At 62.8% G+C, this 23990-nt stretch carries 18 protein-coding genes; 16 read left to right on the forward strand and 2 right to left on the reverse strand.

Going from position 1 to position 23990, the window contains the following annotated elements; genetic code table 11:
* Positions 1-90: 90 nt before the first annotated feature.
* The 5 genes from JQ575_RS34430 (at position 91) to JQ575_RS34450 (ending at position 5222) form a co-directional block, all read left to right on the forward strand.
* A complete protein-coding gene (locus JQ575_RS34430; RefSeq protein WP_212037663.1) occupies positions 91-1251 on the forward strand; it encodes an ATP phosphoribosyltransferase regulatory subunit in 1161 nt (386 codons plus the stop codon).
* Positions 1248-2225: an ATP phosphoribosyltransferase gene (gene hisG / locus JQ575_RS34435; RefSeq protein WP_212037665.1), complete on the forward strand. Its 978-nt coding sequence runs from the start codon at positions 1248-1250 to the stop codon at positions 2223-2225. The genes JQ575_RS34430 and hisG overlap by 4 nt, the downstream gene beginning before the upstream one ends.
* A gap of 156 nt (positions 2226-2381) precedes the next feature.
* Entirely contained in the window at positions 2382-3443 is a 1062-nt protein-coding gene (locus tag JQ575_RS34440) for a glycosyltransferase family 2 protein (RefSeq protein WP_212037667.1), read from the forward strand.
* The gene (locus JQ575_RS34445) at positions 3440-4285 is read left to right on the forward strand and encodes a ChbG/HpnK family deacetylase (protein WP_212037668.1); all 846 of its coding nucleotides are present in this window, start codon (positions 3440-3442) and stop codon (positions 4283-4285) included. Before JQ575_RS34440 ends, JQ575_RS34445 begins: the two co-directional genes overlap by 4 nt.
* 130 nt (positions 4286-4415) lie before the next feature.
* A complete protein-coding gene (locus JQ575_RS34450) occupies positions 4416-5222 on the forward strand; it encodes a DUF2076 domain-containing protein (RefSeq protein WP_212037670.1) in 807 nt (268 codons plus the stop codon).
* A gap of 79 nt (positions 5223-5301) precedes the next feature.
* Here JQ575_RS34450 and JQ575_RS34455 read toward each other — a convergent pair whose 3' ends face one another.
* Positions 5302-6108: a L,D-transpeptidase gene (locus tag JQ575_RS34455; RefSeq protein WP_212037672.1), complete on the reverse strand. Its 807-nt coding sequence runs from the start codon at positions 6106-6108 to the stop codon at positions 5302-5304.
* Between the two features lie 309 nt (positions 6109-6417).
* On the opposite strand from JQ575_RS34455, the gene JQ575_RS34460 reads away from it, so the two are divergent.
* Entirely contained in the window at positions 6418-7203 is a 786-nt protein-coding gene (locus JQ575_RS34460) for a protein phosphatase CheZ (RefSeq protein ID WP_212037673.1), read from the forward strand.
* A 110-nt stretch (positions 7204-7313) separates the two neighbouring features.
* On the opposite strand, the gene JQ575_RS34465 is transcribed toward JQ575_RS34460, so the two are convergent.
* Positions 7314-7829: a hypothetical protein gene (locus JQ575_RS34465; protein ID WP_212037675.1), complete on the reverse strand. Its 516-nt coding sequence runs from the start codon at positions 7827-7829 to the stop codon at positions 7314-7316.
* A gap of 353 nt (positions 7830-8182) precedes the next feature.
* Between JQ575_RS34465 and groES the strand changes: the two genes are divergently transcribed.
* The 10 genes from groES to JQ575_RS34515 all read left to right on the forward strand — a co-directional run bounded on the left by groES (position 8183) and on the right by JQ575_RS34515 (position 23931).
* On the forward strand, positions 8183-8479 hold the full coding sequence (gene groES, locus JQ575_RS34470; RefSeq protein ID WP_192738881.1) for a co-chaperone GroES: 297 nt from the start codon (positions 8183-8185) through the stop codon (positions 8477-8479).
* A gap of 134 nt (positions 8480-8613) precedes the next feature.
* Complete coding sequence (groL, locus tag JQ575_RS34475) at positions 8614-10260, forward strand: chaperonin GroEL (RefSeq protein ID WP_192738882.1); 1647 nt, start codon at positions 8614-8616, stop codon at positions 10258-10260.
* Positions 10261-10381: 121 nt separating this feature from the next.
* Positions 10382-11584, forward strand: coding sequence for a hypothetical protein (locus JQ575_RS34480; protein WP_212037677.1), 1203 nt, complete (start codon positions 10382-10384; stop codon positions 11582-11584).
* A gap of 140 nt (positions 11585-11724) precedes the next feature.
* The gene (locus JQ575_RS34485) at positions 11725-13263 is read left to right on the forward strand and encodes an NAD(P)/FAD-dependent oxidoreductase (protein ID WP_212037679.1); all 1539 of its coding nucleotides are present in this window, start codon (positions 11725-11727) and stop codon (positions 13261-13263) included.
* 91 nt (positions 13264-13354) lie between these two features.
* The gene (locus JQ575_RS34490) at positions 13355-15049 is read left to right on the forward strand and encodes a GMC oxidoreductase (protein WP_212037680.1); all 1695 of its coding nucleotides are present in this window, start codon (positions 13355-13357) and stop codon (positions 15047-15049) included.
* Between the two features lie 793 nt (positions 15050-15842).
* Entirely contained in the window at positions 15843-17309 is a 1467-nt protein-coding gene (locus JQ575_RS34495; protein ID WP_212037681.1) for a serine/threonine-protein kinase, read from the forward strand.
* A 263-nt stretch (positions 17310-17572) separates the two neighbouring features.
* Positions 17573-18250 (forward strand): hypothetical protein, encoded by a 678-nt coding sequence (locus tag JQ575_RS34500; RefSeq protein ID WP_212037682.1) that lies wholly within the window; start codon positions 17573-17575, stop codon positions 18248-18250.
* A 162-nt stretch (positions 18251-18412) separates the two neighbouring features.
* Complete coding sequence (locus tag JQ575_RS34505) at positions 18413-19396, forward strand: tripartite tricarboxylate transporter substrate binding protein (protein ID WP_212037683.1); 984 nt, start codon at positions 18413-18415, stop codon at positions 19394-19396.
* A gap of 122 nt (positions 19397-19518) precedes the next feature.
* Positions 19519-20712: an efflux RND transporter periplasmic adaptor subunit gene (locus tag JQ575_RS34510; protein ID WP_212037684.1), complete on the forward strand. Its 1194-nt coding sequence runs from the start codon at positions 19519-19521 to the stop codon at positions 20710-20712.
* 78 nt (positions 20713-20790) lie between these two features.
* A complete protein-coding gene (locus tag JQ575_RS34515; RefSeq protein ID WP_212037685.1) occupies positions 20791-23931 on the forward strand; it encodes an efflux RND transporter permease subunit in 3141 nt (1046 codons plus the stop codon).
* Positions 23932-23990 lie beyond the last annotated feature (59 nt).

Raw genomic sequence — 23990 nt, forward strand, 5'->3', positions numbered from 1 at the left:
GTCGAAACCCTGCCCGGGCCATGCTAAGGCCTCCGCCAACAAACGCTCGATACCTCTTGGAACCCGTTTTTCGGGATATTTGGACGCGAAATGACCGTAACCGCCGCCATCGATGGTGCCGCCGGGTCCGCCACATGGGCAGACGCGCTGCTTTTGTCGTTTGCGCAGGCCGGCTACGTCCAGGCGGAACCCGCGATCCTGCAGCCGGCCGAGCCATTCCTCGACCTCTCCGGCGAGGACATCCGCAAGAGCCTCTATCTGACATCAGACGCCAGCGGCGAGGAGCTTTGCCTGCGTCCCGATCTCACCATTCCGGTGGCGCGAGACTATCTGGCCTCGGGGCGTGCGGGCCAGCCCGCGGGCTTCAGCTATCTCGGGCCGGTGTTCCGCTATCGCGACGGCCAGCCGAGCCAGTTCCTGCAGGCCGGCATCGAATCCTTCGGCCGACAGGATCGCGCCGCGGCGGATGCGGAAATGCTGGCGCTGGCGCTGGAGGCGACTTCGGCATTCGGCCTGAGCGATGTCGAAATCCGTACCGGCGACGTCGCGCTGTTCACCGCGCTGATCGATGCGCTCGAGCTTTATCCGGTCTGGAAGCGGCGGCTGATCAAGGATTTCAACCGCAAGGTCAGCCTCACCCAGGACATCGAGCAGCTGACACTGGCGACCGCCCCCGGCCGCAACGAATATGAAGGCGTGCTGGCGGCCCTTGCCGGCTCCGACCGCAAGGCCGCGCTGGCGCTGGTCACCGACCTGATGTCGATCGCCGGCACCACCAATGTCGGCGGCCGCACCGTTGCCGAAATCGCCGACCGCTTTCTCGAACAATCGACGCTGAAGAGCGGCGCGCTGCCGCGCGACGCGCTCACGACCATCAAGCGCTTTCTGGCCATCGCGGGCGATCCCGATGACGCGGTGGCGCAACTGCGCGCCTTGGCTGAGGACACCAAACTCAATTTGACGGCGGCGATCGATCAGCTCGAAAGCCGCGTCGGCTTCATGGCCGCGCGCGGCATCGACACCAGCCTGACGCGCTTTTCGACCGCCTTCGGACGCGGCCTCGACTACTACACCGGCTTCGAATTCGAACTGCACGGCAAGGGTAACGGCATCGAGCCGCTGGTGGCGGGCGGGCGCTACGACGGGCTGATGACCCAGCTCGGCTCGGCGGCGCCGATCCCGGCGGTCGGCTTCTCGGTCTGGATCGAAGCCCTGACGCAACTCCGCAAACCGGTCGGGAACGCATCATGACCGCGCCATTCGTTCTCGCCGTTCCCTCCAAGGGCCGCCTGCAGGAAGAAGCCGAAGCGTTCTTCTCGCGCGCCGGCCTCAGCCTCGCCAAGCCGCGCGGGGCGCGCGATTATCGCGGCACCATCACCGGGCTCGACAATGTCGAGATCGCCTATCTCTCGGCGAGCGAGATTGCCTCGCAGCTCGCCCGCGGCATGGTGCATCTTGGCGTGACCGGCGAAGATCTCCTGCGCGAAAGCATCGTGGACGCCGACAAGCGCGTGCTGCTGATCGACAATCTCGGCTTCGGCAGCGCCAATGTCGTGGTCGCGGTACCGCAGGCCTGGATCGACGTCCGCACCATGGCCGATCTCGACGACGTCACGACGGGTTTCCGCGCGCAGCATAACCGGCGCATGCGGGTCGCGACCAAATACATCAACCTGACCCGAAACTTCTTTGCCACGCATGGCGTGGTCGACTACCGCATCGTCGAGAGCGCCGGCGCCACCGAAGGCGCGCCCGCGGTCGGCACCGCCGAGATGATCGTCGATATCACGACGACGGGGGCCACCCTGGTCGCCAACGGCCTCAAGGTGCTCGACGACGGCGTGATCCTGCGCAGCCAGGCCAACCTCGTCGCCTCAAAGGACGCCGACTGGTCGAGCGGGGCGCGCGAGACCGCGCGCGTCATCCTCGATCACATCGCAGCTCGCGCCCGCGCCAGCAAATATCGCGAAGTCCGCACCCGCTTTGCCGGCTGCAACGACAGGCTGCTGACCGAGGCGCATAACCGCTTCGGTGTCGTCGCGCCGTTCGGCGGCCCGACCTCGTCGGGCATGCTGACGCTGCACTGCCCGCCGTCGAAGCTTTACGCGCTCGGCAGCTTCCTGCGCGAACACGGCGCCGACACGGTTTCGGTGGCTGCCCTCGACTACGTGCTCGACCGGGAAAACCCGCTGTTCGCCAGGCTCGAGGCGTTCCTGCGACAATAAGGCGGCTGGGTTTTCAAAGCGGCTCCTGTTTTCGTTCATCGTAGCGACAGCTAGTGGCAAGTAACATATGCTGTTGGGAGCATGATCCGGAAAAGTGGACACCGGTTTTCCGAAGAGATCATGCTCAAAACATATGGATGATTTGGAACCTGATCGATGACGCTTGGCTCTGACGTTTCCGGCCTGTCCACCACCGCGGCGAGCGCCGCGGCGCGAGGGCTGTCGATTGTCGTGCCTGTCTATAACGAGGCCGCCGGGCTCGCATTGCTGCACGAGCGGCTGATCGGCCTCGCCAGGACATTGCGGCAGCGTTACGGCCTCGCCAGCGAAGTGGTCTATGTCGATGACGGCAGCGCCGATACCACGCTGAGCATCGCGCGCACCCTGAAGGCCGACGCGCTCGACGTTCAGGTGGTGTCGCTGTCGCGCAATTTCGGCAAGGAAGCCGCCTTGATGGCGGGGCTCGACCATGCGCGGCGCGGCGCGGTGCTGTTCATGGACGGCGACGGCCAGCATCCGCCGACCCTGGTCGAGAAGCTGGTCAGCCACTGGATCGATGACGGCTACGACGTCGTCTATACGGCGAAGGCGCATCGCGACAATGAATCGTTTCTGCGGCGTCTAGCCGTGCACGGCTTTTACGCGCTGATCAATTACGGCGCACGGCAAAAAATCCCCGAGGATGCCGGCGACTTCCGCCTGCTATCGCCGCGCGCCGCGGCAGCGCTCAAGCAGCTGCCCGAGCGCAATCGCTTCTTCAAGGGTCTGGCGAGCTGGATCGGCTTCCGCCAGATCCGCGTCGATTATGAGCCGGCGCCGCGCGCGCATGGCGTAACCACCTTCAGCGCCGGCCGGCTGGTGGGCCTGTCGATCGAGGGGCTGACCTCGTTCTCGGTAGCGCCGTTGCGCTTTGCCAGCCTGTTTGGCGTGCTGCTCGCCGTGGGCGCCTTTCTGTTCGGCCTGACCATTCTCTGGGAAGTCCTGACCACCGGCAAGCAGGTCCCCGGCTATCCCTCGCTCGTGATCGGCCTGATGACGATCGGCGGCGTGCAGCTGATCATGATCGGCATCGTCGGCGAATATATCGGCAAGATCCTGTCGGAGCTGAAAGCCCGTCCAATCTATTTCGTCGCCGAACATTCCGAGAAGCACGCGGACGAAACGGCCACCGCAAGCGCCTCTGAACGGACCAGCCCCGAACGGACCGCCGCGGAATGAACGATGCCGCGCCGCCGCGCCGTATCTGGCTGTGCGCCGATGATTACGGGATCAGCGAGGGCGTCAATCGCGCCATTCGCGAGCTGATCGGCCAGGGCCGCCTCAATGCGACATCGGTGATGGTGGTCGGCCAGGCGATCGGCCGCGGTGAGGTCACGGCGCTGCAGGACGCCGCCGCCGGCAGCCCGCGCTGTGCCATCGGCCTGCATGCGACGCTGACCGCGCCGTTCCGGCCGCTGACGATGCACTTCAGGCCCACCGATGGCGGCATGTTTCTGCCGCTGCCGGCGATGCTGCGATCGGGCCTGTTGCGGCGGCTCGATCCCGAAATGATCCATGCCGAATTGATCGATCAGCTGGCGGCGTTCCAGGATCTGTTCGGCCGCCCGCCGGATTTCGTCGACTGCCATCAGCATGCGCAGCTCTTCCCGCAGGTTCGCGATGCGTTTCTGCGCGCGGTGAAGCAGGCCGCGCCCGGAGCCTGGGTTCGCCAGGGCGGCCGGTTTCAGCCGCTGGCCAAACGGCTCGCCGCGCCCAAGGCGCTGCTGCTCGATGTCCTTAGCTCGCGGTTTCGCAGGCTCGCCGCCAAGGCCGGGATCCCCTTCAATCCGGCCTTTGCCGGCGCCTATGATTTTACGAAGGAGCCCGATTTCGGCGTCCTGATGGGACAATTCCTGCAGGGCATGCCGGAGGGCGGGCTCGTGATGTGTCATCCGGGCTTCGTCGACGAAACCCTCCTCAGCCTCGATCCCCTGACCACCCAGCGCGAAAGCGAGCATGCGTTTCTCGCCGGCGCGCAATTGCCGCCGCTGCTGGCAAGGAACAATGTTACACTGGCTTGAGTTTGCTCAATAAACCGGCCGGTCGTTTTGTCGCATACAGAAATTTAATCTGCTCTCCCACTACTTGCGACACAAACCCCGCCCTACATCTGCCCCGCGCTTCGAGGCACCGGGCGCGATGGAGAACGCCATGACACCGCAAGAACGCCAACTGATCGACGATCTTTTCGACCGCCTTGCCAAGCTGGAGAACACCCCGCGCGATCCCGAAGCCATGTCCGCGATCGTGCAGGGCCTGCGTGGTGCGCCCAATGCCGTCTATGCGCTGGTGCAGACGGCGCTGGTGCAGGACGAGGCGCTGAAGCGCGCCAACGACCGCATCCAGCAACTGGAAGGCGGACACGCGGGCGAACAGAATCAACCCGGCGGTTTCCTCGATTCGATGCGCGACACCATCTTCGGGCAGAGCCAGCCGCGCGGCTCGGTGCCCAACGTCCGCTCGCCCGGCATGGGCGGCCGCCCGGTCTGGAACAGCGGCGAGGTGGTGCAGCAGACGCAGGGTCAACAGGGTCCCGGACAATACGGCCAGCCCGGCTACGGGCAGCAACCGGCCTACGGTCAACCCTACGGTGGCGCGCAACAGCCGCCGCCGCTCGGCGGCGGGGGCGGCGGCTCGTTCCTTGGAACAGCAGCGGCAGCAGCGGCCGGCGTGGTCGGCGGATCGATGCTGCTCGGCGGCATCCGCTCGATGATGGGCGGCGGCAACCAGCAGGCGGCCTTCGGCGGCGATTCCGGTGGTCATCGCGGCAGCGTCGAAGACCGGCGGCCGGGCGGCAGCGATCAAGCCGGCGGCGATCTGGCGCGGGAGGCCGGCGCCAACGACATCGGCTCGTCCGGAAGTTCGCGCACGGGGCTGTTCGACGACACATCGAACGACGACAATTATGACGACATGGATGACGGCTTCGATGGTGACGGCGGCGGCGACGACGATTAAGCCTGAACGACGTCACGTCTGAAAAAGAGAACGGCCGCTCAAATCGAGCGGCCGTTTGTTTTTGTAGGTTCGCAGAATCTCAGATGACAACGACCTTGGCGCCGACGCCGACGCGGCCGTAGAGATCGATCACGTCTTCATTGCGCATCCGGATGCAGCCGGACGAAACGTTGGTGCCGATGGTCCAGGGCTCGTTGGAGCCGTGGATGCGATAGAGCGTCGATCCCAGATACATTGCGCGGGCGCCGAGCGGATTTTGCGGACCGCCTTCCATGTGCCGCGGCAGATCGGGACGCCGCGCCAGCATTTCCGGCGGCGGGGTCCAGGCCGGCCATTCCTTCTTCGCCGAAATCGTCTTGACGCCGGACCAGGTGAAGCCGGGGCGGCCGACGCCGATGCCGTAGCGCAGCGCCTTGCCGTCGCCCTGCACCAGGAACAGGAATTTGTTGGGCGTATCGACGACGATGGTGCCGACACCTTCCTTGCCGTGATAGTCGACAACCTGCTTGTTGTACTTTGGATCCACCGGGCGCTGTGCCGGCTCGAGCGCCTCTTCCTGCTGCTGACGCATCGATTGTTGCGGATCCATCGGCGGCAGACTGCCGCGCCGGCCGCCATATCCGTAGCCCGGCTGCTGCTGGTAATCCGGCTGTTGCTGATAGCGGCCGCCCTGCGCCGGCCCGTCGCCGAACAGGAATTCAATGAAGCCGCCGCCCATTTGCGAACGCTCGGCAGAGGCGGTGCGTACCGGCGCAGGCTGCGCGGGCCGATTGGCGTAGATCACGGTGGGTTCGGCGAGCGGAGAGGCGTCGATCGCCAACGCAGAATCGGAGAAGCCAAGGCACGACACGCCCGCAAGGAGCGCGAGAGACATTTTTCTGAACATCGACGTACTCTGTACTGTTTCGTCACTGTTAGATCTTGGCGACGCCTGAGCGGCGCCGTTGCACGTGGTCAATAAAGGGTCAAAACCACATCGGTTTGGTAAACAGAAACGGCGTTTCGATTCACCACGTCGCCGATTGCGCGCTGATTTGCCCGGTAGCGTTTATTTTGAGTGAACGCCGCGCACGCATGGTTAATCCCTGGTGTGCGCCTCGCTGAAGACTACGCCGCGATGTGTTCCCCGCGTGAACCTCACGTTAAATCGCATCTGTCTAAAACAGGTCACGGAGTTAAGGGGTGGGAATACATCATGTCGGTTAGTCGCAAACGTTTTCGTATCGAACAGGCCATTCTGGGCGATGTGCCAATACCGGTGTCCGCGGCTGCCGAAGGCGGCGACATCGGCCCGATGCATCGCGAGATCATGAGCGAGCTGCGCTCGATCCGCGCCCAGATGGCCGCGGGCGGTCAAGGCCGCGCCGTTGTGACTGAATCGGCGGAAGCGTCGGTGGCGCGTGAGGTCGCCGAAGCCCAGGCGCTGCTGGAAACCTATCGTGCCCAGATCGAGCAGTGCGAAAAGCTCAAGGTCGAACTCGACCTCATTCACGACGCCATCAACCGCACCAAGCGCGAAATCGCAACGCTGCACGGCAAGAGCTTTGACGGCGGCGAAATGGCCAAGGTCAATGGCGAACTCGGCGCCGTCGTCGGCGGTACCGAGCAGGCCACGCAGCAGATTCTCGAAGCCACCGAGGCGATCGACCAGGCGGCGACCGCGCTGTCCAAGAACACTTCGCCGGACCAGCAGAAGCTGCTCAGCGAGGAAATCCAGGAACGCGTCATCGCGATCTTCGAAGCCTGTAACTTCCAGGATCTCACCGGTCAGCGCATCAGCAAGGTGATGACCACGATGAAGTTCATCGAGAACCACATCAACGTCATGATGGACATCTGGGGTGGCGTCGACGCGCTGAAGGCGCACGCGACCCCGATCGTCGACACCCGCGAAGGCGACGCCAAACTGCTTAACGGTCCGAAGCTCGACGGCGACGTCGGCCATGCCTCGCAGGACGACATCGACGCGCTGTTCGATTAAGAGTTCCGGCGCGCCGGGCGGCAACGTCCGGCAACGTCATGTCGAGAAAAAGAAAACGCCGGCGCGAAGCCGGCGTTTTTTATTGCGGATGAGGTTAAGGCTTTGTCGGCTTACGCGCGCGGCGCGCAGCGGACATAGACCATGTTGCCGTAACGAACCCCGGCATCCTTGTCGACGAAGCGGGTCACCAGCACGCGGCCGTCGAACGAGACGATCTCGCGGTCCTGTTCCCCGGGGGTCGGTCCGGCCGGGCCGATATAATTCTTGCCGCTCGGAGAGCCCTTGAGGCGCAGTTCCTGCGGGGTCGCCTGGTCGGCCAGATGCATGACCACGCCCCCGGAGGTGCCGGCGGTGATCACATAAGGCTGCCGGCACTGATCGCGGGCCATCTTTTCAGTGCGGGCCCGGTCGTTCGGATTCTGGTACGAGGCGAGACCCCAGCGGCCGACGATCTCGTCGGAACGGATGGTGGCCGGCATGTCGGGAGCCACGCCCGGCTCGGGCGGAGGCGCGGAACTTGATGACAGCGACGGCAGGCTCATGCTGCTGCACGCCCCCAGGAGTATCGTGAGCGCTGAGGCGATCGCCAGATTGGCAACCACGCGCGCATTACCGGACCCGATCATCGCATTCCCCCAAAGCAAGTTTTTGGCCGCACCCGTCCTGCAGCCAACCGTAAAACACGTGCCAGAGCAATGACGTCCATCAAATTACGCCGTCGCTCCGATTTGGTTTCTCAGGGAGCATCCTATATTGGCCTCACCAAGGCCTTAACCTTTTTTGAGCCTTAACCCCCTTGCTTGACAGGATCGGCGCCAAGCCATATTCCCCCGGCCACACATTAGCACTCAAATGCGACGATTGCTAAGGCAAGTAAGGAGTTTGGCCGTCCTGCCCGGGACGGTGTCGAATACCCGGCATTAGCAGCCATTTTGATGGCAATCAGACCTGAAACCAAGCCTTCCAAAGAGGAAACCTCATGGCCAAATCCAAATTCCGCCCACTGCATGACCGCGTCGTGGTCAAGCGTATCGACGCCGAAGAGAAGACCAAGGGCGGCATCATCATTCCCGACAGCGCCAAGGAAAAGCCCTCGCAGGGCGAAATCACGGCCGTCGGCCCGGGCGGCCGGGACGAAGCCGGCAAGCTGATCCCGATCGACCTCAAGGTCGGCGACCGCGTGCTGTTCGGCAAATGGTCGGGCACCGAGGTCAAGCTCGACGGTGAGGAACTCCTTATCATGAAGGAATCCGACATCATGGGCGTGCTGGTTTAAGCACCGCCTCCCTCACCCTGAGGAGGCAGCGAAGCTGCCGTCTCGAAGGGCCCGACATTCACAAACTCATCCTTCGAGACGCGGCCAAGTGGCCGCTCCTCAGGATGAGGGTTCATTTTCAGGAGTAAATCCAAATGGCTGCCAAAGACGTTAAATTCGCCGGAGACGCCCGCGATCGCATGCTGCGCGGCGTCGATATCCTCGCCAACGCCGTGAAGGTGACGCTCGGCCCGAAGGGCCGCAATGTCGTGATCGACAAGAGCTTCGGCGCCCCGCGCATCACCAAGGACGGCGTTACCGTCGCCAAGGAGATCGAACTCGAGGACAAGTTCGAGAACATGGGCGCGCAGATGCTGCGCGAAGTCGCCTCCAAGACCAACGACACCGCCGGTGACGGCACCACCACCGCGACCGTGCTCGCCCAGGCGATCGTGCGCGAAGGCGCCAAGTCGGTTGCCGCCGGCATGAACCCGATGGATCTGAAGCGCGGCATCGACATCGCGGTGCTGGCCGTGGTCAAGGACATCGAAAAGCGCGCCAAGCCGGTCGCCTCCTCCGCCGAAGTCGCCCAGGTCGGCACCATCTCGGCCAACGGCGATGCCGCCATCGGCAAGATGATCGCGCAGGCGATGCAGAAGGTCGGCAATGAAGGCGTCATCACCGTCGAGGAAAACAAGTCGCTCGAGACCGAAGTCGACATCGTCGAGGGCATGAAGTTCGACCGCGGCTATCTGTCGCCCTACTTCATCACCAACGCGGAAAAGATGACCGCCGAGCTCGAGGACGTCTACGTGCTGCTGCACGAGAAGAAGCTCTCCGGCCTGCAGGCGATGCTGCCGGTGCTGGAAGCCGTGGTGCAGTCCGGCCGCCCGCTCCTGATCATCGCCGAGGACGTCGAGGGCGAGGCGCTGGCGACGCTGGTGGTGAACCGTCTTCGTGGTGGACTGAAGGTCGCCGCCGTCAAGGCGCCGGGCTTCGGCGATCGCCGCAAGGCGATGCTGGAAGACATCGCGATCCTGACCGGCGGTCAGCTGATCTCCGATGAGCTCGGCATGAAGCTGGAAAGCGTCACCGTCAACATGCTCGGCCGCGCCAAGAAGGTGGTGATCGACAAGGAGAACACCACCATCGTCAACGGCGCCGGCAAGAAGCCGGCGATCGAAGCCCGCGTCAGCCAGATCAAGGCGCAGATCGAGGAAACCACCTCGGACTACGACCGCGAGAAGCTGCAGGAGCGCCTTGCCAAGCTCGCCGGCGGCGTCGCGGTGATCCGCGTCGGCGGTGCGACCGAGATCGAGGTCAAGGAGAAGAAGGACCGTGTCGAGGACGCGCTCAACGCAACCCGCGCGGCCGTGCAGGAAGGCATCGTGCCGGGCGGCGGCGTGGCGCTGCTGCGCGCCAAGAAGGCGGTCGGCCGCATCCAGAACGACAATTCCGACGTTCAGGCCGGCATCAACATCGTGCTGAAGGCGCTGGAAGCTCCGGTTCGCCAGATCTCGGAGAACGCCGGTGTCGAGGGCTCGATCGTGGTCGGCAAGATCCTCGAGAACAAGTCCGAGACCTTCGGCTTCGACGCCCAGACCGAGCAGTATGTCGACATGGTCGACAAGGGCATCATCGACCCGGCCAAGGTGGTGCGCACTGCCCTGCAGGACGCTTCCTCCGTCGCCGGCCTGCTGGTGACCACCGAAGCCATGGTCGCCGAGCTGCCGAAGGAGCCAGCCCCGCCGATGCCTGGCGGTGGCGGCGGCATGGGTGGAATGGGCGGCATGGGCTTCTAAGCCCCGCCGACCAATGCCAACAAACATAGTAGGCCGCCTCCGGGCGGCCTTCTTTTTTGGGGAAATGACTGGGAGGTTTGCTACTTACGACGACGCTGATTCTCTCCCTTGAGGAATTCCCATGCGCGCACTCCTGCTATGCCTGTTCAGTCTGGTGACGGCCTCGGACCTGGCTGTTGCCCAGATGAAACTCCCCTCCAAGGCAGCACCGGCACCCGGCGGCAGCGAAGTCAGGTACTTCACCTCGATCGACGGATTGATGAGCGGTAACGCCGACGTGGTCCTCAAGGAGATCCGCCAGGGCAAAACCGTCACCGCGGCCGTGCTCGACGTCTGCTACCCCGTCGAAAAGGGCTCCGAGCGCAAGGACCGCTTCGTTGCCAACCTCACCGTCAGCGGGGCCAACCTGACCGGCTCGACGCAAAGCCTCGGTGACAAGCTGCCGGTCACCGTGAACCTCGCGCGCAAGGCCAGCGCCGACGGCTTCGAATTCCGCGGCCGGATCACCATCGGTCAGGCGGTGACGGAAGTGGCCTCGACCGACAATTCCGATCTCAGCGAGAAGGAATTTTTGGACAACCAGACCACCGATGACGGCATCACGCCGGCACCAAAGGATTTCACCGAGGTGTCGCCGGAATCGATCGGCGTGCGGATAAAGCTGGATGCGGCGCTGGATTTCCTCAAGAGCCTGAAGGGCCAGGAGGTCGAGCTCGGCCTGAGCAGCCTGTCGATTTCCTGCGACGCGCTCCGCGCCGGCGAGCAGACCATCAATCTCACCGCCGATCCGGAGCGGTCAGCGGCGCTGATCGCCAAAGCCAAGTCGACACCAGGCGTGGTCACCGCGGGATGGACCACCGGCATCGTCGAGATGGACCGCACCATTCGTTTTGCCGCCGCCGACTGGCGCGATGGCGACAAGATCAACAAGGACAAGGTCGCCGCCGCAGTATCCGCGGTGCTGTCGAAGACGCTCGCGGCCAAGGCGGCGGGTGCGGCGTGGAACGCCAACACCGGCAAGCTGACGCTGACCTTCAAGCGGCCGAGCGAGATCTACCCGGCGCTCGGCCTCACCGACAGCGTCGAGGTCACCGGGCTCGTCTCGCCCGACAAGCCCGGCGCATCGGACCGGCTGATGCTGTGGATCTCGAGCCCGGTGACGTCGACCATCGACGAAGGCGCAGGTCCCAAGCTGAACCTGTCCGAAGGCGCCGGCGGCGAGGAGGAAGGCGGCGAGCCGGAGGACGACAATGGTTCGGTCGAGGCGCTCGCCAGGGAATTCAAGGGCCAGCGCTGGGACATCGACAAATCGGCCTGGAAATAGCGGTTTTCAGCCGTTCCTTCCTCGATCCTTTCTAAATCCCTGAAGGCGGCTTTAAGCGCACCGCTCCATGCGGTCAGCGCATTTGACATGCTGCAGCCGAGCGGCAATCGTCCGTCATGGGTTGCAGGATTCCAGGCTGAATGGCGCGTTATGATATCGTAATTGTCGGCGCCGGCCTTGGCGGCCTCACGGCCGGAGCGATCCTGGCGCGCGCCGGGCGCAAGGTGCTGGTGGTCGAGCGCAGCAATTCCGTCGGCGGCGCGGCGTCGAGCTACAAATCCGGCGAGCTCTTTGTCGAGGGATCGCTGCACGAGACCAGCAACCCGCACGACCCGCGCGACCCCAAACATGACGTGCTGACGCGTGCCGGCGTGATCGACGCCGTCAAATGGATTCCGTCCGGCGCGTTTTACCAGGCGCGCGGCGGCCCGCTCGATCAGCCGTTCCTGATGCCCGACGATTTCGACGCCGCGCGCCGCGCGTTGACCGAGCGCTTCCCGGAGGCCCGCGCCGGCATCGATCAACTGCTCGGCGAGATGCAACACATCGTCGGCATCATGGACCGGTTCTCGCAAGGCGACGACGCGACGGAAACCCCGCGCGACCGTCTCGGCGCCCTGATCAGGCTTTTGCCTGACGCCGCGGATTGGCAATTGTCGCTGTCGCAAAAGCTCGACCGCGTATTCGGCGACAATGAAGCCGTCAAATGCGCGCTCGCCGCCAACCTGTCCTATTTCCACGACGACCCCACCACGCTGTGGTGGATCTATTTCGCGATGGCGCAGGGCAGCTATCTGCAGAGCGGCGGCCGCTACGTGCAGGGCGGCTCGCAGCGGCTCTCCAGCGCGCTGGCGCGGGCCATCAAGGTGGCCGGCGGCGAAGTGCTGGTGCGCCGTGTCGTCAGCGCCATAGCGCTGGGCAATGACGCAAAATCCATCACCCACACCGCTAAGGACGGCAGCGATCCCAGGACCGTGCAATGCGCACGGATCATCGGTAATGCCGCGCCCGCGGCGCTCGAACCCCTGATGCAAGCGGACGCCGCCGAACGACTTAAGCAAACTTATGCCCGGCAGGCGCCCTCGGCGTCGCTGTTCGCGCTGACGCTGGGCCTGAAAAAACCGCCGCGCGAATTCGGGATCGCCGCCTACTCCACGCAATTGCTGCCGCCCTGGATGAAGCGATTGAGCGACTACGCGCAAGGCGCCGCGCTGATGGCGGAAGAGCCCGGCGAGCGCATGCCGCCGATGTCGGTGGTGGACTATGCCGCGATCGATTCCGGCGTGCCGGCGCCGCCCTATGTGCTCTCGATCCTCGGCCCCGATTTGCTGTCGAACTGGGACGCCTCCGACATGGACGCCTATCGCGAGAAGCGCGGGCGCTGGCAGGAGGCGATCGTGCGCTACCTCGCCTCGATCTATCCGGGGCTTTCGGAAGCCGTCGTCGCGTCCTCGTTCAACAGCGCGCTGTCGGTGCGGCAGTATCTCAATGCGCCTGACGGCGCGGTTTACGGCTTTGCGCCGACCCCGCCACAGGCGGCCTGGAGCAATCCGTTCCGCTCGCCGCGCACGGCGGTATCAGGATTTTATCTGGCATCCGCCTATGCCGGTTTCGGCGGCTACACCGGCGTCGTGCAATCAGCCGGTGTCTGCGCCGACATCATCTTGCGAGAGGGCTAATTCTGCCGGCGTGACCCGGGCGCGGAGCTGCGCTAGCCTCCCGGCAACGACGAGATCAACAAGAGAACAAAAAAATAGAGGGAATGCCAAAGTGTATGACACGATCATCGTAGGCGGCGGCTCGGCAGGTTCGGTCATGGCGCACCGGTTGTCGGCGAAAAGTAGTAATAAGGTCCTGCTGTGCGAAGCCGGACAGGACACCCCGCCCGGCAACGAGCCCGCCGAGATCAGGGACAGCTATCCGGGCACCGCCTATTTCGATCCGCGCTTCCACTGGACCGAACTCAAGGTCACGACGCAGATCGTCAGCCATAACAATCCCAACGAGGGGCGTCCGCCTTTGCGCAAATACGAACAGGCGCGGGTGCTGGGCGGCGGCTCGTCGATCAACGGCCAGATGGCCAACCGCGGCGCACCGACCGACTATGATGAATGGGACGCGCGGGGCGCCACCGGCTGGAGCTGGAAGGACGTGCTGCCCTACTTCAAGAAGGTCGAGCGCGACCTTGATTTCGACGGACCGTACCATGGCAAGGACGGCCGCATCCCGGTGCGACGAATCCCCAGGGAGCACTGGACGAAGCATTCGCAGGCTTTCGCTGACGCCTTTCAGCAGGCCGGCCATCAATTCCTGCCGGACCAGAACGGCGAGTTCGTCGACGGCTATTTCCCCGTCACGCACTCCAATCAGGCCGAGCAACGCGTCTCGGCCGCGATGGGCTACCTCGATCGCGAAACGCGCAAGCGCGCCAATCTCACGATCTCCACCAACACGCAGGTCAGGGAATTGCTGTTCGAAGGCACGCAGTGCGTCGGCGTGAAGGCCCTCGTCGACGGCAAGGAGCAGGAATTCCGCGGCCGCGAGATCATTCTGTGCAGCGGCGCCATCCATTCGCCGGCGCATCTGTTGCGCGCCGGCATCGGCCCGGTCGGTCACCTCAAGGACATGGGCATTCCCGTGCTGATGGGGCTTGAAGGTGTCGGCCAGCGCCTGATGGATCATCCCTCGATTTCGCTGTCCTCCTTTGTCCGCCGCGGCGCGCGCATGAACGGGCACACCAGGCGTCACATGCAGGTCGGCTTGCGTTATTCGTCCGGACTGCCCGGCGTGCCCAAAGGCGACATGTTCGTCGTGGTGCTGAGCAAATCGGCCTGGCATGCGGTCGGCGAGCAAATCGGCTCGGCGCTGACGTTCGTCAACAAGACCTATTCCGAGACCGGACAGGTCAAGCTCGCATCGCGCGACCCGGCGGCTGAACCGATCGTCGAGTTCAACCTGTTGTCTGACCGGCGCGACCTCGATCGCCTGATGAGCGGTTTCCGCAAGATGGCGGCGGTGCAAATGAGTGACGCCGTCAGGGCGGTCACCGACAAGCCCTTCCCTGCCTCCTATACCGACCGCGTGCGCAAGATCGGCGTCGTCAACAACAAGAACAGGATCCTCACCAAGATCGCCGCCACCCTGATGGACGGCCCGGCGGCGCTGCGCCATTACATGATCGACAATTTCGTGGTCGAAGGATTTTCGTTCGACGACGTGATCAACGACGACGAGGCGCTGGAGAGCTTTGTGCGCAAGGGGACCATCGGCGTGTGGCACGCCTCGTGCTCGTGCCGCATGGGCCGGCCGGACGACCCGATGTCGGTCGTCGACACCGAGGGCCGCGTCAAGGGCGTGCAGGGCCTGCGCGTCGTCGACGCCTCGATTTTCCCGGTCGTGCCCTGCGCCAACACCAATTTTCCGGTTTTGATGTCGGCGGAGAAGATTGCGGCCTCGATGCAGTGACCCTCTTCAGATTTAGTTTTCAAACAGCCAGGGTGTCATTGCGAGCCTACGGGTCGCAATGACGGCGCCCAAATTCCAGATACGATTTCGCGATCTCGCGACGCAAAGCGCCCGAGTGGTTGATGCTGTTCCTCCCAAAACAAGGGAGCAGGGAATGCCGGATGCGCGCTGCACCCGCGGTCTCATGTGCGAATAGTGCAAAGAACACTGCACATGAGCATACAGGGCAGCGGAGAACATCCGACATCCCCTGCGCAATGGCTTTACGGCTTATGACGCGCTCTCCCCGGTGAGACGGCCTCTATTGCCACCGTCGCCTCGCAGATCGCTCCGCAAGACTTGACGCCGTTACGGGCGCCAGGACCACACGCTTTCGCCGTACGCCTCTGCTGCGCCCGTCAAGCGCAACATCGCGTCCACCGCAGCCCACCCCACGTCCGTGACGATCGCGATACGCCCCTCGTGAAGGGATGAGACGAAACCGATATATTCTGATTTGACGAAGTTGTCAAGCACAATTTCCGTAAATCGGAACTTATTTGGAAGGGCGGCCGAAGCAGCCCGGTGGTGGCTGGTCAGCGGACTTGTCCGCCCGAGCTCAAGGAGCGAAGGCGGAAGGCGTAATGCGCCCCTTTGTCTTCGGTTCGGACAGCGGATTACGCTGTCGCTAGTACGCTCTACGCGCTGTGGTTGGAAACCTGAGAATAGCCTTCCGCAACAGCTTATGGGCATAGCTTTCGAGAGATCGCCAAGGTAGCATTGGTGAGATTCTAGAACCGAGGCGGGTACGTCCGTGACTATCGTAACACTCAATCAACAATGGACCATGGGCGCTCCGATTGGGGAAGGAGGTTTTGGTCAAGTTTTTGAGGCAACGAATGCGGCAGGCAAGCAGGCCGTAATCAAGCTGGTTCGTAAGGCGCCAGGCGCCGAGCGAGAAATGCTGTTCGTGGACTTAGGCGGTGCACGTCGGGTTGTGCCAATCATTGATAGCGGTGAACACGGAGGCTTTTGGGCGCTTGTCATGCCTCGCGCCAAGGAATCTTTGCGCGCTTATCTCGATCGCGCAGGCGGAGCGCTAAGCCCAACCGATGCGACGACAATCTTATGTGAAATCGCGATAGCACTTTCCGACCTAGATGGCCGAGTTGTTCATCGAGATTTAAAGCCGGAGAACGTTCTTTTGTTGGACGGTCAATGGTGCTTGGCTGACTTCGGCATCTCGCGATATGCCGCCGCCACGACGTCACCTGATACCCAGAAGCACGCAATGACCGCTCCTTACGCTGCGCCGGAACGCTGGCGATCAGAAAGGGCCACAGGCGCCACTGACGTTTACTCGCTCGGAGTAATGGCCTTTGAGATGCTTACCGGCGCTCGCCCATTTCTCGGGCCCAACTTTGAGGACTATCGAGAACAGCATCTTCATTCTGACGTGCCAGCACTGAAGAGCGGGACTTCTGCGCTTCGTGCACTTGTCAGCGAGATGTTGTTCAAAGCTCCCGGCGCCCGACCCTTAGCGGCTAACCTGCTTGCTCGTCTTGAACGTTCGCAACAGCAGCGAACATCATGGGGACTAGCAAAATTAGGCGACTTTCATCTGCAAGAAGTTGTGCGACGAAGCGAGAGTGAACGAATGGCATCCGAGAAGCGCAGCATGGCTGAACTGCGAAAGGACCTTTTCCGCGACGGTTCATCAATACTGAAAAGCGTGCAGGAGGAGTTGATTGACGCCGTTCTTGAGGCTGTACCCAGCGCAACGCAAGACAGGTCTGGCAAGCTTGACGGCGCAACAATTAGCCTCGGCGAAGCACAGTTAGAATTGGGGCCACTGTTCGAAACGCCGGCGTCGCCATGGGAATGGGAGGCTCCAAAGTTTGATGTTATCGCACATTCGGGGATCATCGTACGCATTCCGCGAGACCGATACGACTATGGAGGCCGAAGCCACTCGTTGTGGTATTGCGACGCCCTTGAGGTCGGTCGGTTCGAGTGGGTCGAAATCGCATTTATGATGTCGCCTCTCTTGGGTAAGTCCACAGTTATGCGTCCGTTCATGGCAGACCCCGGTATGGTCTCGGCAAAAGCCTTGTGGAATGGCGTGTCCGAATATCAGCTGGCTTGGCCAATGGAGAGCCTGGATTCGGAGAGCTTCATCGATAGGTGGACGAGTTGGCTTGGCGACGCTGCGCAGGGTAGGCTTCAGGCCCCCTCCACGATGCCTGAGCGGGAAACGCCGCGGAACTGGCGGCAAAAATAGGGCCGTAGGACGGATTGAGCCGAAGGCGTAATTCGTCGCACAGGGGCGGTAACGCCCGAATATCGCCGCTCGCCGAATCAATGCGCATTCCGTGGCGCGCTCCAATTTTTTGGGACGCTGTTTCACGCGCACGCCGCACCTGCTATCGATGCGGCACGGCGGATTACGCCTTCGGCTCAATCCGCCCCACGAGCCTTAAATCGAGTGCATGGGGGTTTCCGCCACTAGCGCTAGAGGCGGTTTAGCGCGGCGGGAGGCTGTTGATGCGCAGGCATAGAGGTCACTCTGACGAGTTTCCATTCGTCATTGTCGTGGCGGTCTGGATTCTCGCTGAGATCGGAAAGGCGAGCTTCGGCGATCTTCTCAAGGCTTGGGCGACGAAGGAACTCGCTCGACTCGGCTACGGCAGCGCTGCGATGAGCCTAATCGCGCAACTTGCCGAGTATGTGCCTGCTATGGCCTTGGCAGGCTTGGTTCTGATTATCCTATATCGTTACATTAGGCGCGACTTCCAGAAAAACTTTGGCCCTATCGATGAGCCGGAAGCTCCGCCCGCGCCGTCGGTGAGGATGGCCGAAGATAACCCAACCATCAGCTATACAATCAAAGGCGACAACAATATTTTTATCAATGCCCCTCCGTCGCAACCGTTGAAGTTTCCGCGTGGCGTTGTTGCTAAGGACGATCTGCCGACGCTTGTTCGCTTTCGGCCGGCCGGTATGGTGTTACTTGACAGCCACAACGTTTCGTCCGTTACCGACAATGGCACGGGCGACTATACTATCAGTTTTGCTCGACCGCTTGATTGGCGATCAATGGCTTGCCACGCGTTGCCGCCAACGGCATCAAACTTCGAGGCGATCACCAGCAATGGTGAATCAATACGAATTGTATTTGAGGGTGTAGAGCCGGAAATTGTAGCGTTTCGCTTCGACGATTAGAGGAGACCCCATGGCAAACTCAAACAAAAAAAAAGGGCCGTAGGACGGATTAGATTTGCCGAAGACGTAATCCGCCATTTGTAGTTGGTTCGGACGGCGGATTACGCTGTCGCTAATCCGCTACGCGCATTCGCTAATCCAAAGCCATTGGGAGACATAACCATGATCTCACGGCGTTTGTTCATCGCCACCAGCGCCGCCGCACTCACCGGCGCCCGCTCGGCACTGGCACAATCGACCTATCCCGATCACACCATGCGCATTCTCGTTGGCTATCCGGCCGGCGGCGGCGTCGATCTTGTGGCGCGGCTCGTGGTCGATCCGATGCGGGAGGTATTGGGGCAGCCCGTGATCGTCGAGAACCGCGCCGGCGCGGCCGCCATGATCGCGGCCCAGGCTGTCGCCAAGGCGGGCAATGACGGCCACACGCTGCTGATGGCGGCTTCCGGCGAGATCGCGGTCAACAAGCATCTCTACAAGGAAAAGATGACCTATCAGCCCGAGACCGAGCTCGTGCCGGTCGCGCTCGCCGGAATTGTGCCCTGTGTGGTGGTCGTGGCCGACGCATCGCCGGTGCGGACGCCGGCGGACCTGATCGCCTACGCCAAGGCCAACAAGGGCAAGCTGAGCTTTTCGTCCTCGGGCGTCGGAAATCCGCAGCATCTCGCCGGCGAGCTGATGAACAAGATGGCCGGCACCGATGTCCAGCATGTGCCCTATCGCGGCTCAGCGCCGGCGGTGACCGACGTCGCGGTCGGCGCCGTCACCATGAGCTTCTCTAGTCTCGCCGCCGCGCTGCCGCTGATCCAGGCCGGCAAGATCCGCGCGGTCGCCGTCACCTCGCGCGAGCGCATGCCGCAACTGCCCGATGTCGCGCCGCTCAGCGACGCTCCGGGACTGGCCGGCTACGAGCTCCTCAACTGGTTTGCGATGTTCGCGCCCGCCAGTTCGTCACCGCCGATCCTCGCCCGTCTCGCCGAGGTGATGCCGCAGATCATGCAGCGGGCCGACATCAAGGAGAAACTGGCGATCCAGGGCATCGTGTCCCGCAGCATGACCGATGCCGAGCTGCGCGCCTTCGTCCGTTCGGAATCGGACAAATTCGCAGCGATCATTCAGGAAGCCAACATCACGCTCGGCAATTGAGGCTTGATCCGGCTTTTCCGGTGGTTTGAGCCTCAACGCCCCTAGCTGCGGCTGTGCCGTCATGCTTTGGTCCGCGCGAATTTCTTTGTTTTGGGTTGCGCGGCTGGGGTATCGTCCGGGGCATGTCAATTACGGCGAAAACGCATTTTCCCTGGCTGATTGCCCTGTTCGGCGTGTCGTTGATGACGTTGCCGGCGATGACATCGTTCGCTTTGGCCGAAGGCACCATGAAGGGGGCGGACTTTGTCCGGGTCGTCCCTGATCAAATGCATCAGCTGGAGGTCGCGAAGGTTGAGACAGTTGCGTTTCGCCCGCAAAGATCGGCGATCGGCCAGATCGGATACAATGAAGATGCCTCCACGATTGTCCTGACACCGTTCTCCGGCCGGGTGACCCGTCTGGTTGCCAAGCTCGGCGATCAGGTCAAAAAGGGCGATCCGCTGCTGGAAATCGACAGCCCCGAGCAACTGGTCCCGCAGAACGACTTCATCGCCGCCCAGGCCGCCAGACGCAAGGCAGGCTCCCAGCACAATCTGGCTGTCATCCTCGAGAAGCGCGTTCGCGATCTGCATGAAGGCAAGGCTGCGCCGTCCAAGGACCTGCAGCAGGCCGAGGCGCAGCTTGCCGCCGCCGAACATGACCTGCGATCGGCGGAGACGGCGTTCGAAGCCGCCCGCGTCCGCCTGCGGATTTTGGGCCGTAGCGATGCGGAAATTTCCAAACTCGAACAGGATGGCATGCTGAACCGCGTGACCACGATCACGGCGCCGATCGACGGCACCGTCGTCTCGCGCAAGGTCGGGCCGGGGCAATATGTGAAGGCCGATTCCGGCGAGGCCCTGTACACGATCGCCGACCTTTCGACGGTGTGGCTGAAGGCCCAGATCTTCGAGCAGGATATCGCGCAGGTGCGGATCGGCCAGGAGATCGAGGCCAGGGTTTCCGCCGTGCCGAACCGGGTGTTCAAGGCCCGCATCAACGCCATCAACTCGAGTTCGGACTTGACGACGCGCCGTGTCGTGGTTCGGTCCGAGATCGAGAACAGGGATCATGCGCTCAAATCCGAGATGTTCGCGATGTTCAGGATCAGCATCGGTGAAACATCGCGGAATCCCGCGGTGCCGACCGACGCTGTGATCCGCGAGGGCGACACCGCCACCGTTTGGGTCGAGGCCGAACCGCTGCTGTTCAAGCGTCGTCCGGTCGAGATTGGAATCCAGCAGGACGGCTTGACGCAAATTCGCAGCGGCCTCGAGGCCGGAGAAAAAGTCCTCGCGCGCGGCGCGATCTTCGTCGACAACGAGTGGCGTCAATGATTCTGAAAGCGTTTTCAAGCGAAGTGGATACCGGTTCGCGTCAAGAAAACGCGTCAAATAAAGAGTCCGGGGCCACGGATGCTGCGTAGTCTGATTGCGTTTTGCCTGTCGCGGCGGCTCTTGGTGATGGTCGCGTTCGCGGCCTTTCTCGGTCTCGGCTACGTCACCTTCCTGATGCTGAACATCGAGGCCTATCCCGACCCGGCGCCGCCAATCGTCGAGATCATCGCCCAGCAGGCGGGCCAGTCGCCGGAAGAAGTCGAGCGCTACATCACGATCCCGATCGAGATCGCGGTCGCCTCCACGCCGGGGCTGAAGTTCATTCGCTCCAATACCGTCTACGGGCTCGGTTTCGTCCGCCTGCAGTTCGAATACGGCCGCGACTATCATTTCGTGCGCCAGCAGACCCTCAACCGGCTGAAGGATGCGGTGCTGCCGGCCGGCGTGCTGCCGGTGATCTCGCCCGCCGGCGGCATCAGCGAGATCTTCCGCTACGAGCTGGTCGGCCCGCCCGGCATGGACGTGATGAAGCTCAAGGCGCTGCAGGACTGGGTGGTCGAACGCAAGCTGCGCATCGTGCCAGGGGTCGCCGACGTCGCGGTGCTCGGCGGCAAGACCAAGGAATTCCAGGCCGAGATCAACCTCGACCGCATGATGGCCTACGGGCTGACGCTGCCGCAGATCATGACCGCGATCTCGGGCAGCAATTCCAATGTCGGCGGCCGCACCATCTCGATCGGCGAACAGTCGGTCAATGTCCGCAGCATCGGCGTCATCAGTTCGATGGACGACATCGGCAATATCGTGCTGACCCAGCAGGGCGGCGTTCCGGTGCTGGTATCCGACGTCGCCAAGGTCCAGATCGGTTTCGCGCCCCGGCTCGGTCTCGCCGGCCGCGACGACAAGACCGACGTCGTGACCGGCATCGTGCTGATGCAGAAGCTCGAACGCACCATGGACGTGGTCAAGCGCGTGCGCGCGGCGGTGGAGAAGATCAACACCGACGGATCGCTGCCGTCGGGCGTCAAGATCGTGCCGTTCTATGACCGCGGCGATCTCGTTGCGATCACGGTGCAGACCGTGCTGCATAATCTGTTGTTCGGGATCGCGCTGATCTTTCTGATCCAGTGGGTCTTTCTGGGCGATCTGCGCTGCGCTGTCATCGTCGCTGCGAACATCCCGGTGGCGCTGTTCCTGGCGGTCATGATCACGGTGATGCGGGGCGAGTCCGCCAATTTGTTGTCGGTCGGCGCCATCGACCTCGGCATCATCGTCGACGGCACCGTGATCATGGTGGAGAACATCTTCCGCCATATCGCCCACCACACGCCGGGGGTGGCCCCGGATCGGCGGGCGCGGCTCAGCGACAAGCTGCACCGGATCCTGACCGGCGCCATCGAGGTCGACAAGGCGATCTTCTTCTCAGTGATCATCACGATCGCAGCCTTCCTGCCGCTGTTCACGATGCAGGGCGTCGAAGGGCAGATCTTCGGGCCGATGGCGCGCACCTATGCCTATGCGCTGCTCGGCGCCGTCATCGCCACCTTCACCGTGACGCCGGTGCTGGCCTCGATCCTGCTGCCGGCCCATGTCAGGGAAGTCGAAACCTTCGTGGTCCGCCATATCCGCACCGTCTACCAGGCCATTCTGGTGCCCGCGGTCCGCAACTATCGAAGGTCCGCGGTCATCGCCGCGGTGTTTCTCGCGCTGTGCCTCAGCTTGAGTTTCCGGCTCGGCACCGAATTCCTGCCCAAGCTGGAAGAAGGCAATCTCTGGATCCGCGCCGTGATGCCGCCGACCATCACGCTCGAGGCCGGCATGGAAACCGTGACCAAGATCCGCGCCATCATATCGAGCTATCCGCCGGTCCAAACCGTGTTTTCCGAACAGGGCCGCGGCGAGGAAGGCACCGACCCCGACGGATCGTTCCTCGCGGAGTTCTTTGTGCCGCTGAAGCCGGCCGACACCTGGCCGGCGGGGCTGACCAAGGAACAGATGGTCAAGCAGATGAGCGAGAAGCTCAACCGCGAATTCGTCGGCATCGATTTCAACTTCTCGCAATACATCCAAGACAATATCGAGGAAGCCGTCTCCGGCGTGAAGGGCGAGAACTCGATCAAGATCTTCGGCAAGGACCTCAATGAGCTGGAGCGGCTGTCCAAATCGGTGAAGACCGAACTCTCCGGCGTGCGCGGCGTCGCCGACCCCGCCAGTTTCAATCTGCTCGGGCAGCCGAATCTGGTCGTCCAGATCGATCGCGCCAAGGCCGCGCGCTACGGCTTTTCGATCAGCGACATCAATTCCGTGGTCCAGGCCGCGATCGGCGGCCAGGAAGTTTCCAAGGTTTATGAAGGCGAGATGATCTTCGCACTGACGGTGCGTCTGGCGCCTGAATTCCGCAGGGACGTCGATGCCATCCGCGCGATTCCGGTGGCGCTGCCGAACTCGGATCCGAAGACGCCAACCGCCTATATCCGGTTAGGGGATCTCGGCGAGGTCAAGCTCGTCAGCGGTGCGGCCTATATCTACCGCGAGAACAGCCAGCGCTTCATCCCGCTGAAATACAGCGTTCGCGACCGCGATCTCGGCTCGACCGTGGTCGAGGCGCAGGACAGGGTCGGGAAGAAAGTACCGCTTCCTCAGGGCTACTCGATGGAATGGTCCGGCGAATACGGCGCGCTGGTCGACGCCAAGAAGCGGCTCGCGCTGATCGTGCCATTGAGCCTGCTGTTGATCCTGATGCTGCTGTACAGCCTGTTCAATTCGATCCGCGACAGTCTGCTGGCGCTGTCGGGCATTCCCTTTGCGGTGGCCGGCGGGATTCTCGGGCTCTATATCGGCGGCCTGAATTTCAGCGTCTCGGCCGCGGTCGGATTCATCTCGCTGTTCGGCGTCTCGGCGATGGATGGCATTCTCCTGATGTCCTACATCCGCCGCGAAATCGATGAAGGCATGGGAACGGAGGACGCGATCATCAGCGCCTCCGAAACCAGGATGCGGCAAATCTTCATGACCGGGCTATCGGCCTGTATCGGCCTGGTCCCGGCGGCGTTCTCGACCGGGATCGGTTCGCAGGTTCAGCAGCCGCTGGCTTGCGTCATCGTCGGCGGAATGCTGCTGTCCCCGATCTGCAGCCTGCTGGTGATCCCGGTGCTGGCACGGTTGTGGATGCCGACGATACAGGAAACCGGATTGGCGCATGAATCGGCGCCCCACTGACAGGCGAACGCATCTCGTTGCTAAACCAGAGACGACGCCGCGCGTAAGGAAATAGACCG

It is taken from the genome of Bradyrhizobium sp. JYMT SZCCT0428 (assembly GCF_018131075.1).
Classification (GTDB): Bacteria; Pseudomonadota; Alphaproteobacteria; order Rhizobiales; family Xanthobacteraceae; genus Bradyrhizobium.